A 13,682-nucleotide genomic window follows, 5' to 3' on the forward strand; every position below is an offset into this window, starting at 1 on the left:
CATCATAAATCCATTTTGATCAGCTCAAGCCATGTATTAAGACATTGTAGACAGGCTAATACTTAGCTTAAGTGTAACATATTCAATTCATTTCGGACTTCTTCTATCCCACCATTACTGCTTTTACAAAGACAATCTTGGTTACAAGTTGAAACCTCAAAAAACTTACATTTCAGCATCATTTAACTGACAATATGCCTACCATTTATAAAGGGATACGTATTTTGTCTCCCTTTAAGGGATTAACAATCTACTCGCGAGCTAACAACGGAAAATTTGATGATCGAGGTAATAAAAGCGGGTGCACTAACCACAGTTCAAGATATCGGACGCATGGGATATCGACATTTAGGCGTAACCCAAGCTGGTGCCTTAGATAGACCTGCACTGTGTTTAGCAAACCGCCTACTCTCAAATCCAGACAATACACCCGTACTGGAATTAACCTTCGGACAATCGATTTTTTTGTTTAAACGTGATGCTTGGATTGCCTTAACGGGTGCCGATTTCGATGCGCGCATAGATAATAAACCCATAGTTTGCGGCTGGCGTTACTCTATTAAGGCAGGACAAAAACTCAGTCTTAGAGGGGGGAATAAAGGCATGCGTGCCTATGTTGCGGTTGACGGCGGCGTTAAAGTGCCGTTAGTGATGGATTCTGCTGCAACTGATTTAACCTCAGGTATCGGTGGATTTCATGGCCGCGCATTAGAAGCTGGCGATAGCCTGACCTTAGGTTCCGCTCATCCACTAAGAAGGCAAGTTGGCGCAATTCAAAAAAGTTGGAATGGGCATATTCGCGCACTCGCAACAAAGCACACCCAAGCCTTCTCGTTGAAATCGCAGCAAACATTCTGGCAAACACAGTGGCAACTTTCGGCAGAAAGCAATCGTGCAAGTGCAATACTCAACGGGGAAATATTGACCTTAGCAAAACCATTTCCCGTTCAATCCCATACAGTCAAGCCCGGAGTCATTCAAGTGTCAGCTTCAGGGCAACCTTTAGTGTTACTTGCCGATGCTAAGACCACCAGCAATCATCCTCAAATCGCCGTGATTATTGAAGCCGATCTGTGGAAACTCGCGCAAACTCGCCCAGGGCAGACAGTTAAATTCGAATTGGTTGACGATGAACAAGCAGCAACGGCGCAAGCGGAATGGCATGACTACTTCTATCGCTTACAACGCAGTCTAGGTTAACAGGCCGCTTAATCATCGCGCCCAAGAAACATCACCCCGCATTCCTAGCAAGCTACATTCGACTTCATTCAAATAGTCCCCACAATAACGCTAATTCGCACTTAGGTTCGGTGTAACTTGCTGGCTATAAAACAGCGCTACATCTTGTAATTGCTCAGAACTTAACGCGCTGACTTGTGATTGCATCAAAGGATCGAGTCGTACTCCGGTTTTAAAATCGACGAGCTGTTTATTAAGATAAGCTAATTTTTGTCCCTTTAAGTTTGGGAATTGCTTGGCCATAGCGATCACCGCAGTGCCATGGCATGACTCACACTGTGCTGTAGCCAATGCCTGACCTCGCTCTATATCTGCTTGATAAACCTCTCCATTAACCTCTGTGGATAAGCCACATAGCGCAATCAAACTTATGATAATCGCTTTCATTTTGGTTCCTTAAGGAAAGGGTTAACTAGCACAGGCTGCAGGTTCGGTTCTAAAGGTAGACGTCTGAAGATCGTCATATCCATTTCAGCCTGCCCATAATGAGTGCTTAGATAACTCAAGGTGGGCTCCCAAGTATCCGACAAGTCCCATAAACCCTGAGTATCTACCATCCACTGCAAAGTCTCTTTCCAAAAGGCTTTATCACCGCGATTTTGGGTAACAATCATGCTGGTGTGACAGGCATTGCATTGATAATTAACCAGCTCCCAACCAGGAGCCATGATCAAACCCGATTTAGGGTCCACTGGATACTCAGCAGCTAGCGAAATACTGGATGCCACTAACCCAAGCAATATCAGTTTATTGATATGTGATTTCATCACATTACCCTAACGGCAATACGGTGGCAGCCGTTAAACATATATCCCTTAGGATTCCATTGCGGTTGTACGACAGGCTGACTATCACCTTCACTATCGGTCGCTTTGGCCCAGATTTCATAATAGCCCTGCGACGGTAATTGCAATTCAATCTTCCATTGCTGCCATGCTGTTATGTTTTTAGGTTTTTCTAATTCAACGGTAAACCAACGGGTGCCATAATCGTAGCTGACTTCCACTTTAACCACTTCCCGCAATCCCGCCCAAGCATGGCCTGCGATAGTCATCTTTTGACCCACAGCTAATTCGGTTCCAGATTGAGGTTGAGTGATCAATGACTTCACTATCATTTCTTCAATGATTTTATAGTCTTTATCATCAACGGACTCACCTGGCGCTATGGGATATTTAGGGAGTTGATACGCTGGTGCTTCCATTTTATGTCCATCATGGACTTTATTACGCACACTGATCCCCGTCGCCGCTTTTTGCGAAACGGATCCTGGCCGTCCACCAAACACAATACGTAAGGGATATCCATGTAGATAAGGAATGTCCTCACCATTCATCGACCATGCAATAAGCCCAAGCTCTTCGAGCGCCGCCTTTATTGGTACGCCGCGTGAAATCGCCTCACCTTTACCGCTCAAATGCCGATCAACACCGTGGTGGCCTGTGTAAACAGCATCAGATTTAATACCGCAATCCTTAAGCACATCACTCACTAAAACACCTGTCCACTCGGAGCAAAATACGCCAGCATTATTCCACTGATTACCCTTAGTACTAGGAAAAAAGCCAGAGCGACTATTGCCGCCACATTCAATCAGCAACTGCAATGTGTAATGCTTAAAGCGACGCTTAAGTTCATCAATTGTGTAGGTTTTTGGGGTGATAACAGACTCACCATCCACTTGAAAAGTCCAAGTTTTAGCATCTAACGCCTTAAAGTCAGGCACTATGCCATTCCAACGGATAAACGAGGCATCGGCAGGCGTCACAGCAGGAGCGAGCTTATGCTCCGGCGGAAACGCATTCAGTGGATGAGTGTTTAACACTTTGAAATAACTCGGCAAGTCCTCACCCTTAGTCCAAGTTAATGCTGATATATCCAGAGGAATGACCTCTGCGGGAAGCTGATCGGCAAATACCCACTTAACGGGTAAGGCAGATAAAACAGAAGTCGCTACCACCCCTTTAATAAAAACCCGACGATTAAGATCCATGTTATTTATCCTTTCCGAGGTAAAAGTAATCCGCCATCAGCTGCATATCAGCCTCAGTCAAGAGTTGGGCGACTTTAGTCATAGTGGGATCTTGGCGATTCCCCGCCTTAAAGGCTCGCAGTTGCTTCAATAGGTATTCTGAGTTTTGCCATCCGATATTAGGAATATGCTCAAAACGACTCACACCGGACTCGCCATGACAAGCCTTACACATATTCAATAACTTATTTGCCTCATCGGCGTTTGCCACCGCCGATAGCATAAAAATCAGTGCACTTACGGGGTAAATCACTCGCTGCCACATCCATTTATCTCGCCAATTAGCCTTCATCTCGACAGAATCCATCGAACAAAGTAATTAAGATATGGTTAAATTATCTCAATGCTGTGGGTCGTTTAAATTCAATAAAAGTGACTCGTAAGCTCAAGAGAAATGATGCGTATTAGCGGATGTAGAAAGGGTAAAATATTCATTAGTCATAGGTGAAATGAGTCCATATAGTAGCTTTGCAGAAACACTGCATTTCACTCAAGGACAAACAATGGATCTTTATATCGGCAATAAAAATTACTCTAGCTGGTCACTGCGGGCTTGGTTTATGGCCGCAAAATCTGGCGTACCGTTCAACGAAGTATTACTGCAACTCGATACCAACAGCTTCTATCAGCAACTCAAAGCCATTTCGCCGACGTTAAAAGTACCGACATTAGTCGATGGCGGCATTACGGTATGGGATTCACTATCAATTTGTGAATACCTCAACGACACCTATCTTGCGGGTAGCGCATGGCCGCAAGATCCTAAACAAAAAGCCAAGGCTAGATCGATTGCCAGTGAAATGCATTCAGGCTTTAATGCCGTGCGTAACGCTCTACCAATGAACATACGCGCGAGGCGCTATGTTGAGCTCACTGATGCGGTCCGCAAAGACATTGAGCGCATCGATGCGATTTGGTCTGCACAGATGGCCGAGTTTGCCCCATCACATGCCGAAGGTACTTGGTTATTTGGCCAATGGTCGATTGCCGACATGATGTTTGCCCCTGTGGTTATGCGTTTTCTTACCTACGATATTGAAGTCTCGCAGGCAAGCCGTGCCTATATGCAGCATGTGATCAGCTGTCCGGAAATGCAGGCGTGGATTAATGCGGCTAAAGCAGAGACTGAAATTGTTGCAGCGGATGAAGCGGGTATTGATCGATAAAGAGATAAATCATAGAGATAAAAAAGGGAAAGCCTTGGCTTTCCCTTAATCATTCAAGTACTAACGCGAGTCTTAACACGCATTACACGTCTAATATTATACATCTAGCATTAAACGTCTAAGTTAGCCACGTTCAATGCGTTCGCTTCGATGAATTCACGACGAGGTTCAACTTGATCACCCATCAAACAAGTGAACAACTGATCGGCACCCACGGCATCATCAATCGTGACTTGCAACATACGGCGTGATTCAGGATCCATTGTAGTTTCCCACAATTGCTCAGGGTTCATCTCACCCAATCCTTTATAACGTTGAATGTATAAGCCGCGTTTGGCTTCAGAAATCGTCCAATCTAGCGCTTCAAGGAAGCTGCCGACTTCTTTAACACGATCGCCGCGTTGTACATAGCCGCCTTCTTCAATCATGCCATCTAACGCCGCACCTAACTTACCGATACGTTGATAATCGCTTGATTGGAAGAAGTCATAAGTAAACAGATAGTTAGTATCGATACCGTGTTTACGAATGGTGATCTTAGGCAGATACACTTTACGCTCAGGATCGAGAATCGGCTCAGCAGAATACAGTACACCGCTGTTTTCCATTTCCACCAGCTCATGGATAAAGGCATCGATCCACTCTTTCATCTTGCCTTCATCGGCCAACATCTCGTTGGTGATCATTGGATGGTAAAGCATACGGTTAGTAATGTGCGTTGGATAGCGCTGCTCTAAACGAGCAACAATGGCTTCCACTTCACGATACTGAGTCACTAAACGCTCTAACGGCTCACCTGACATACCAATCGCACCTTGCGTTGGATACACAACAGTGCCATCCAATGCTTGAGTCGTGAGGTATTGAGTCAATGCTGGCTCATCTTTCAAATACTGTTCTTGCTTGCCCTTTTTCACTTTAAATAAAGGCGGTTGAGCAATATACACATAACCACGTTCAATCAATTCAGGCATTTGACGGAAGAAGAAGGTCAACAGCAAAGTACGAATGTGCGAGCCGTCGACGTCAGCATCCGTCATGATGATGATGTTGTGATAACGGGTTTTATCTGGGTTATATTCGTCGCGACCAATACCACAGCCAAGCGCCGTGATCAGTGTGGCCACTTCTTGAGAAGACAACATCTTATCGAAGCGGGCCTTCTCAACGTTTAGAATTTTACCTTTCAGTGGCAAAATCGCTTGGTTCTTACGGTTACGTCCCTGCTTAGCGCTACCGCCAGCAGAGTCACCTTCCACTATGTAAATTTCTGAAAGACCAGGATCTTTTTCTTGGCAATCGGCCAGCTTACCTGGCAAACCACCTAAATCGAGTGCGCCTTTACGACGGGTCATTTCACGAGCTTTACGCGCCGCTTCACGGGCACGGGCCGCATCGACAATCTTACCGACGATCAACTTCGCATCAGCTGGGTTTTCCAGCAGATAATCGTTCAGCTTCTCACCCATGGTTTGTTCAACCGCGGTTTTCACTTCACTAGAAACCAGTTTGTCTTTGGTTTGCGAGCTGAACTTAGGATCAGGCACTTTAACAGAGATAACGGCAGTCAAACCTTCACGGGCATCATCGCCAGTCGCGCTAGTTTTACCTTTCTTGTTATAGCCTTCGTTTTCCATGTAGCTGTTGAGGTTACGTGTCAACGCACTACGGAAACCGACTAAGTGAGTACCACCATCACGCTGTGGAATGTTGTTGGTAAAACAGAAAATATTTTCTTGATAACCGTCATTCCACTGCATAGCCACTTCAACGGTAATGCCATCTTCACGCTCTTGCATAAAGTGGAATACGTCTTTGTTGACGGGGGTTTTATTACGGTTCAAATAATCGACGAATGCGCTAATACCGCCTTCGTATTTAAAGAATTCATTCTTGTTGTCACGTTCATCAACCAGACGAATACCTACGCCTGAGTTAAGGAATGACAGTTCGCGCACGCGCTTTGCCAAAATTTCAAAGTGAAACTCGACATCGCTAAAGGTATCTTCACTTGGCCAAAAACGGATTTCGGTACCGGTTTTAGTCGCATCACCAATCTCTTTGATTGGCGCATCAGGCACACCGTGAGTATAAAACTGCTCGTACACTTTGCCTGCACGACGAATAGTCATTTGCAGCTTTTTAGATAAAGCGTTTACAACCGATACACCCACACCGTGGAGACCGCCAGACACTTTATAAGAGTTATCGTCGAACTTACCGCCGGCATGCAATACCGTCATGATAACTTCTGCTGCCGATACGCCTTCTTCCTCATGGATAGAGACCGGAATACCACGGCCGTCATCCTTAACAGAAACCGAACCATCGACATGGATAGTAATGGTAATATCGCTGCAGTGGCCGGCTAAGGCTTCATCGATAGAGTTATCGACTACTTCGAACACCATATGATGTAGACCCGTACCGTCGTCGGTGTCACCAATATACATCCCAGGTCTCTTACGTACTGCATCAAGGCCCTTAAGGACCTTAATACTCGAAGAATCGTAACTATTCTCTGACATATTATTCTCTCAATGGTTATTCAATTACCGTTACACGTCCCTGTTCCACATGAAACATCCTACTGGGAGGCGTGTGTAACGAATCGACTATTGCAGCAGGATCGATGGCGGTCACAAAAACTTGTGCTCCGGTATCCGTTAACTGCTTAAGCAATAGCTGCCTATGCTGTGCATCCAACTCGGACGGAAGATCATCCACAAGATAAATACTGTGTTTATCTATTTGTTGTTTGAGCAACTTTCCCTGTGCAATACGCAGTGCACAGACTAATAATTTTAATTGACCACGGGACAGGGCATCCTGCGCCGGCAAAGTGCCTACACGAAGTCTAAGGTCAGCTTTATGGGGACCGCTGACGGTATGACCTGTGGCCAAATCTCTGGAATATTGGTTTTCGAGTAGTTCTGCAAAATCCGTTTTACTATCCCAGCCGCGCGTAAATGAAACCTTCACATCTACACTCGGTAAAAACTCCCCGATTATACCCTTAAGTAGCTCATTTAACGAGTCTACATAATGGTTTCGTATTTCAGTAACCTGCTCGGCATAACGCACAAACTCTTGGTCCCAAAATTGAATATTACTATAGGACGAGCCATTTCTAAGCAATTGATTTCTTTGCTTAAGAACGCGGCGAACATTCGTCCAAGCGCCATAAAACTGTGGGTCAGCATGAAATGCGCCCCAATCGATAAATTGTCGACGGGATTTTGGGCCTTCAAACAGTAAAGAAAAGCTTTCAGGCGTGATCACTTGAATAGGTAAGGTTTCGGCTAATGTCGACAGACGTTTGACTTTTTCGCCGTCGATTCTCACTTCGGTCTCACCACTACGAAATCGGCGCAAACCGATTTTGCTGTCACCGCGCGCTAAATTTAAGGTAGCAAAGAGCGTTAACTTATCGTCGTCGTTATTAATCACTCGTTGGGATAAATGGCTACGAAACGAACGCCCCATACCGAGGAAATAAATAGCCTCAAGAATACTGGTTTTACCGCTGCCATTTTGGCCATAAATCAAGTTAATCCCAGGTGCAGGGATTAACTGTGCGGACTGAATGTTGCGAAATGCTTCGATATTGAGACGGGTCAGGCTCATGCATTACTCATTAAGCCGCGTAAACGGCGAAGGCAAGGATTCATAACACTTAACAGGCAACTCAATCGCTGCCACAGGCTAAGGCTATCGGTAAATGAGTGAAGGAATGGCCAATGCTGCGCATTAAACACTGTGCCGCCGTTAAGCGGCATAGCTATCGGAGACAGAGGTACAAACACGGGTAACGTAAAAATCGATGGTTTATAAGCGCATCGGCATAACCACATACATGGAATCTTCTTCCAAATGGTTTTCGATTAAGGCGCTGGAGTTACCATCAATGAGCGTGATACGCACATCATCGGACTTAAGGTTGTTGAGCACGTCGAGTAAATAACTGACGTTAAAACCAATTTCTAAGGCTTGGTTATTGTATTCCACATCGATGATCTCTTCCGCTTCTTCCTGTTCAGGATTGTTAGCGGTGATCTTGAGCAGACCATTTTCGAGTTGAATACGCACACCACGGAATTTTTCGTTCGATAAAATCGATGCGCGGGTCAGCGCTTGCTTCAGGTGATTACGACTCGCAATCACAATTTTATCACCGCCCTTTGGCAATACACGGCGATAATCAGGGAAGCGGCCATCGACTAATTTACTGGTAAATACAGTGTTAGCCGTAGTGGCACGAATGGCATTATCACCAATGGCAATCGCGATATCGAGATCGTCCGACTCCAATAAACGCGCCATTTCCATTACGCCTTTGCGTGGAACAATGACTTGTTTTTCAGGTAATTGTGCTTCAATTGTCCGATGGCTTAAGGCCAAACGGTGGCCGTCGGTCGCAATCGCGCGCAACACATTACCTTCAGTTTCAAACAATAAACCGTTGAGGTAATAACGCACATCTTGGTTAGCCATAGAAAATTGCGTTGAGTCGATAATCGACTTCAATACGCCCTGCTTCAAGCTAAATTCAATCTCAGCTTGGAAGGCTTCAACGTTGGGATATTCTTCTGCGGGCAAGGTCGCTAAAGAAAAACGGCTACGGCCTGAACGCAGCAACCATTTATTATCTTGTTGCTCGACTTTCAGCTCGCTTTGTTCTGGCAAAGACTTAACAATATCGAGCAGCTTTTTAGCCGGAACCGTAGTACGACCTTCTTCGATATCACCGTGAACCACAACTTGGCCCACGAGTTCGACTTCTAAATCTGTTCCGGTCAACTTAAGTGAGTGACCACTTACTTCTACAAGGAGGTTAGACAAAATGGGCAAATTATGGCGTCTTTCTACCGCACCACACACCAATTGCAACGGCTTTAATAGGGCATCCCTATCAATTGAGAATTTCATAGTGTCCAAATTCCTTGTTTTAAGAAGATAAGGTTCTAATCAAATTAGCATAATCTTCTTTAATGTCGTGGCTCTCTTCCCGTAGCTGAGCAATCTTACGACAGGCATGCAACACTGTGGTGTGATCTCTACCACCAAAAGCATCACCAATTTCCGGCAAGCTTTGGTTAGTTAATTCTTTGGATAACGCCATTGCCACTTGTCTTGGCCGCGCAACGCTGCGTGAACGGCGCTTAGACAACATATCAGCCATCTTGATCTTGTAGTATTCAGCTACGGTCTTCTGAATATTGTCTATAGTGACTAATTTTTCTTGAAGTGCCAAGAGGTCACGTAAGGCTTCACGAACAAAATCAATGGTAATTGGTCGACCAGTAAAGTTAGCATTGGCGATAACGCGGTTTAACGCCCCTTCTAGCTCGCGCACGTTTGAACGTAAACGTTTAGCAATAAAGAAGGCCACTTCATCGGGCAAGTTAATGCCACTCTCTTGGGCTTTACGCATCAAAATCGCCACGCGGGTTTCTAACTCTGGTGGCTCAATCGCCACGGTTAAACCCCAACCAAAACGAGATTTCAATCTGTCTTCAACACCGTCGATCTCTTTTGGATAACGATCTGAAGTCAAAATTATTTGGTGATTCCCCTCAAGCAAGGCATTGAAGGTATGGAAGAATTCCTCTTGGGATCTGTCTTTATTGGCAAAAAATTGAATATCATCGATAAACAAAGCATCGACGCTACGGTAGTAACGTTTAAATTCTTCGATCGCATTGTTTTGCAGCGCTTTAACCATGTCTTGGACAAAACGCTCGGAATGCATGTAAACCACTTTGGCATTCGGATTATTTTTAATGATCCCGTTACCGACAGCGTGCAACAAGTGAGTCTTACCTAGACCTGTTCCGCCATATAAGAATAATGGGTTATAAGCACCACCTGGATTTTCAGCAACTTGCAACGCCGCAGCCTTACCTAATTGGTTCGACTTACCTTCTACGAAGTTATCAAACTGGTAGCTAGGATTGATGTTACTGCGGTGATTCGCGTTCGCCATCGGCTCGGCTTGGACGTTAAACGTCGTGCCTACTGTCGCTTTAGTTTGGGTATTAGCTACACGAGTTGGCGCTATAGGTGCTGGCACACTTGGCTTTTTCGCCGAAGGACGACTACCAATATCGAAACGCAATTTAGGTGCATCGCTGCCCATCTGCTCAGTAAAGAACTGATTAATGATATTGATGTACTTATCTCTGACCCAATCAAGCACGAAGCGGTTGGGCGCATAAAGCACCAGAGTATCTCCATCCATTTCGGCTTGTAACGGTCTGATCCACATACTGAACTGCTGAGCAGAAAGCTCATCTTGCAATCGTCCGATACATTGTTGCCAAAGTGAAACAGCCACTTAGTTATCCCCAAAAGATCATCAAAAAAGAGGTGTATTCTATAGCGAGATCTCAAGGATCGCTATCCTTAAAAAATATTTATCCCCAGCGAGATCATTCTGTGTGGATATCCTCGATCATCAAAGATCCAAAACGATCCTTTTATTCTGCACTATCCGCAAATCCTGCTTTATTAAGCGATCCACATTGATCTATAATGGCGCCCCTTCGATCGGCTCGAAGATCCCCTGCACTACTATATGTAGTGTCCGTACACAGAGTTATCCACATCTTATGGTGTATTCAGGGGATTGATCAAAGGATACGCTGGCAGAAATAAAGCACTTACTTACTTTCGTTGTTGACGTGACTAAGTATTGTGATTACAATTCGGCCTCTTTTTTGCCCTTACCTCTATCCTAGAGATAAGGATATGTTCACTAATTAACAAAGACGGATTGCCATCATGAGTAAACGTACTTTTCAACCTAGCAACCTGAAGCGCAAGCGTTCTCACGGCTTCCGCGCTCGTATGGCTACTGTAGGCGGCCGTAAGGTGCTTGCACGTCGTCGTGCGAAAGGTCGCGCTCGTTTATCTGCTTAATAAGTGGGTAACTAGTTGACTAGCTATACCTTTTCGCGGGAGTTACGTTTGTTAACTCCCGCGCAATTTAAATCTGTATTTTCCAATCCCATCAAAGCATCTTCTGCTGAAATTACCTTGCTCGCTATTCCTAACACGGAACAACATCCGCGTATGGGCCTTACTGTTGCCAAACGCTTTGTAAAACGCGCCAATCAACGTAACCGTATTAAGCGTGTGATCAGAGATAGTTTTCGCTTAAATCAACACGACATTCCTCATCTTGATATTGTTGTGCTTGTCAGAAATGGCGTGATGGAAATGGAAAACGCTGAAATCAACAAATTGATAGAAAAGCTATGGCGCAAACTCAGTCGCCGCTACAATGGCTAGCGACCACGTTAATTCGTGGCTATCAAGTATTCATAAGCCCTATACTGGGCCCTCGATGCCGTTTCAATCCCACCTGCTCTCACTACGCTATTGAAGCAATAAAAGTGCATGGAACCGCGAAAGGTTGTTGGTTTGCATTGAAACGCATATTAAAATGTCACCCTTTACATCCCGGCGGTAGTGATCCCGTCCCCCCTAAAAATGACAGGTGTAATAAATAGGCTATGGAATCTCAACGCAATATATTGCTCATAGGACTACTGTTTGTCAGCTTTTTGCTGTGGCAACAGTGGCAAGCAGACAAAGCTCCTAAACCCGTTGCAACCGAATCGTCCTTAGTGGCGAACGCGGCAAACTCACACAGTGCCGATGTTCCAGAAGCTGATACAGGTGTTCCTGCAGCAGTGACAGCAACCAGCAAACTGATTACAGTGAAAACAGACCAATTGGACGTTCAAATTAATCCAATCGGTGGTGACATCGTTTTTGCTGCGTTAGTTTCGCACAAGATGGAACAGGATAAAGATCAACCCTTCGTGTTGCTTGAGCAAACGAAAGATTTCACTTATATCGCCCAGAGCGGCCTTATAGGTCGCGATGGTATCGACAGCAGCGCCAAAGGCCGTGCCACATTTAGCACTGCAGCGACTGAATATACCTTAGCCGAAGGTCAAGACACTTTAGAAGTACCGTTAACTTATGTCGGCGATAATGGCGTGACATACACTAAAGTGTTTGTATTCCATCGCGGTAAGTTCAACGTAGATGTTGACTATAAAATCAACAATACTTCAGCTGCTCCGCTGCAAGTTCAAATGTACGGTCAAATTAAACAAACGATTAAACCGTCTGAAAGCAGCATGATGATGCCTACCTATCGTGGCGGCGCATTCTCTACGCAAGATGTGCGTTATGAGAAATACAAATTTGATGACATGGCGAAAAGCAACCTGAACCAAGCAACGTTGGGTGGTTGGGCTGCCATGCTACAACATTACTTCGTTTCGGCGTGGATCCCACCGGCTACCGACAGCAACACTATTTTCTCTAGTGTCAGTGCGGGCGGTTTAGCCAATATTGGTTTCCGCGGCGCGGTACATGATATTGCACCTGGTGCGACCCAAGAAATTAGCTCACAGTTCTATGTCGGTCCTAAGGATCAAAAAGCACTGTCAGCCATCTCTGATACCTTAAACCTAGTGGTCGATTACGGCTTCCTATGGTGGTTAGCCGTACCAATCCACTGGTTATTGATGTTCTATCAATCATTCGTCGGTAACTGGGGTGTGGCGATTATTCTGATCACCTTAACCGTTCGTGGTTTACTGTTCCCGCTGACAAAAGCGCAGTACACCTCAATGGCGAAAATGCGTAACCTGCAACCTAAACTGACTGACTTGAAAGAACGCTTTGGTGATGACCGTCAAAAGATGGGTCAGGCCATGATGGAACTGTATAAGAAAGAAAAAGTTAACCCTATGGGTGGCTGTTTACCTATTATTTTACAGATGCCAATCTTCATTGCCTTGTACTGGGTATTGTTAGAAAGCTTCGAATTACGTCACGCACCATTTATGTTGTGGATCCACGATTTATCGGTACAAGATCCTTACTACATATTACCGTTGCTGATGGGCGTATCTATGTTTGTGATGCAGAAGATGCAACCTATTGCACCGACTATGGACCCTATGCAAGTGAAAATGATGCAATGGATGCCAGTGATCTTTACCGTATTCTTCCTCTGGTTCCCAGCGGGTCTAGTACTGTACTGGTTAGTGGGTAACATAGTTGCTATCACGCAGCAGAAGATTATTTATGCAGGTCTTGAGAAAAAAGGCTTAAAATAAGCCTAAGATTTCCAAGACTCTAGCGCATCGTTACAGATTAATGTGAACGCATGACACTAAAAGGCGGCTTAATTGGCCGCCTTTTCCTTTACATGATTTAGT

Annotated in this window: 14 protein-coding genes; 6 read left to right on the plus strand and 8 right to left on the minus strand. The window is 45.0% G+C overall.

What is annotated here, in order from left to right; genetic code table 11:
- Nucleotides 1–279: 279 nt before the first annotated feature.
- Nucleotides 280–1,200 carry a biotin-dependent carboxyltransferase family protein gene (locus tag Q4Q49_RS16675; protein WP_168827616.1) on the plus strand — a complete coding sequence of 307 codons (921 nt, stop codon included), beginning with the start codon at nt 280–282 and terminating at the stop codon, nt 1,198–1,200.
- Nucleotides 1,201–1,290: 90 nt separating this feature from the next.
- On the opposite strand, the gene Q4Q49_RS16680 is transcribed toward Q4Q49_RS16675, so the two are convergent.
- From Q4Q49_RS16680 to Q4Q49_RS16695, 4 genes are read right to left on the minus strand one after another with little or no spacing between them, the layout of a single operon-like run.
- On the minus strand, nt 1,291–1,626 hold the full coding sequence (locus tag Q4Q49_RS16680; protein ID WP_311999901.1) for a c-type cytochrome: 336 nt from the start codon (nt 1,624–1,626) through the stop codon (nt 1,291–1,293).
- Entirely contained in the window at nt 1,623–2,006 is a 384-nt protein-coding gene (locus Q4Q49_RS16685) for a cytochrome C (protein ID WP_311999902.1), read from the minus strand. Before Q4Q49_RS16685 ends, Q4Q49_RS16680 begins: the two co-directional genes overlap by 4 nt.
- The gene (locus tag Q4Q49_RS16690; protein ID WP_311999903.1) at nt 2,006–3,232 is read right to left on the minus strand and encodes a sulfite oxidase; all 1,227 of its coding nucleotides are present in this window, start codon (nt 3,230–3,232) and stop codon (nt 2,006–2,008) included. The genes Q4Q49_RS16685 and Q4Q49_RS16690 overlap by 1 nt, the downstream gene beginning before the upstream one ends.
- A gap of 1 nt (nt 3,233) precedes the next feature.
- Nucleotides 3,234–3,536 (minus strand): hypothetical protein, encoded by a 303-nt coding sequence (locus Q4Q49_RS16695; protein WP_006083821.1) that lies wholly within the window; start codon nt 3,534–3,536, stop codon nt 3,234–3,236.
- Nucleotides 3,537–3,774: 238 nt separating this feature from the next.
- Here Q4Q49_RS16695 and Q4Q49_RS16700 point away from each other — a divergent pair, with 238 nt between their 5' ends.
- Entirely contained in the window at nt 3,775–4,437 is a 663-nt protein-coding gene (locus Q4Q49_RS16700; RefSeq protein ID WP_311999904.1) for a glutathione S-transferase family protein, read from the plus strand.
- 110 nt (nt 4,438–4,547) lie between these two features.
- On the opposite strand, the gene gyrB is transcribed toward Q4Q49_RS16700, so the two are convergent.
- From gyrB to dnaA, 4 genes are all read right to left on the minus strand, one after another.
- Nucleotides 4,548–6,965: a DNA topoisomerase (ATP-hydrolyzing) subunit B gene (gene gyrB / locus Q4Q49_RS16705; protein ID WP_113941413.1), complete on the minus strand. Its 2,418-nt coding sequence runs from the start codon at nt 6,963–6,965 to the stop codon at nt 4,548–4,550.
- A 16-nt stretch (nt 6,966–6,981) separates the two neighbouring features.
- Nucleotides 6,982–8,064 carry a DNA replication/repair protein RecF gene (gene recF, locus Q4Q49_RS16710; protein ID WP_006083824.1) on the minus strand — a complete coding sequence of 361 codons (1,083 nt, stop codon included), beginning with the start codon at nt 8,062–8,064 and terminating at the stop codon, nt 6,982–6,984.
- A gap of 201 nt (nt 8,065–8,265) precedes the next feature.
- Nucleotides 8,266–9,366, minus strand: coding sequence for a DNA polymerase III subunit beta (gene dnaN / locus Q4Q49_RS16715; protein WP_006083825.1), 1,101 nt, complete (start codon nt 9,364–9,366; stop codon nt 8,266–8,268).
- A gap of 19 nt (nt 9,367–9,385) precedes the next feature.
- Entirely contained in the window at nt 9,386–10,774 is a 1,389-nt protein-coding gene (gene dnaA / locus Q4Q49_RS16720) for a chromosomal replication initiator protein DnaA (protein WP_006083826.1), read from the minus strand.
- A 446-nt stretch (nt 10,775–11,220) separates the two neighbouring features.
- Between dnaA and rpmH the strand changes: the two genes are divergently transcribed.
- The 4 genes from rpmH to yidC are packed head-to-tail and all read left to right on the plus strand — an operon-like array spanning nt 11,221 to nt 13,580.
- Nucleotides 11,221–11,358 (plus strand): 50S ribosomal protein L34, encoded by a 138-nt coding sequence (rpmH, locus tag Q4Q49_RS16725; protein ID WP_006083827.1) that lies wholly within the window; start codon nt 11,221–11,223, stop codon nt 11,356–11,358.
- A gap of 15 nt (nt 11,359–11,373) precedes the next feature.
- On the plus strand, nt 11,374–11,730 hold the full coding sequence (rnpA, locus tag Q4Q49_RS16730) for a ribonuclease P protein component (RefSeq protein ID WP_006083828.1): 357 nt from the start codon (nt 11,374–11,376) through the stop codon (nt 11,728–11,730).
- Nucleotides 11,697–11,951, plus strand: a complete 255-nt coding sequence (gene yidD, locus Q4Q49_RS16735; RefSeq protein WP_006083829.1) for a membrane protein insertion efficiency factor YidD — start codon at nt 11,697–11,699, stop codon at nt 11,949–11,951. Before rnpA ends, yidD begins: the two co-directional genes overlap by 34 nt.
- Before the next feature lie 3 nt (nt 11,952–11,954).
- Nucleotides 11,955–13,580, plus strand: a complete 1,626-nt coding sequence (gene yidC / locus Q4Q49_RS16740; RefSeq protein WP_311989227.1) for a membrane protein insertase YidC — start codon at nt 11,955–11,957, stop codon at nt 13,578–13,580.
- Nucleotides 13,581–13,682 lie beyond the last annotated feature (102 nt).

Origin of the sequence: Shewanella sp. SP1S1-7 (genome assembly GCF_031932105.1) — a bacterium.
GTDB classification, from domain to species: Bacteria; Pseudomonadota; Gammaproteobacteria; order Enterobacterales; family Shewanellaceae; genus Shewanella; species Shewanella baltica.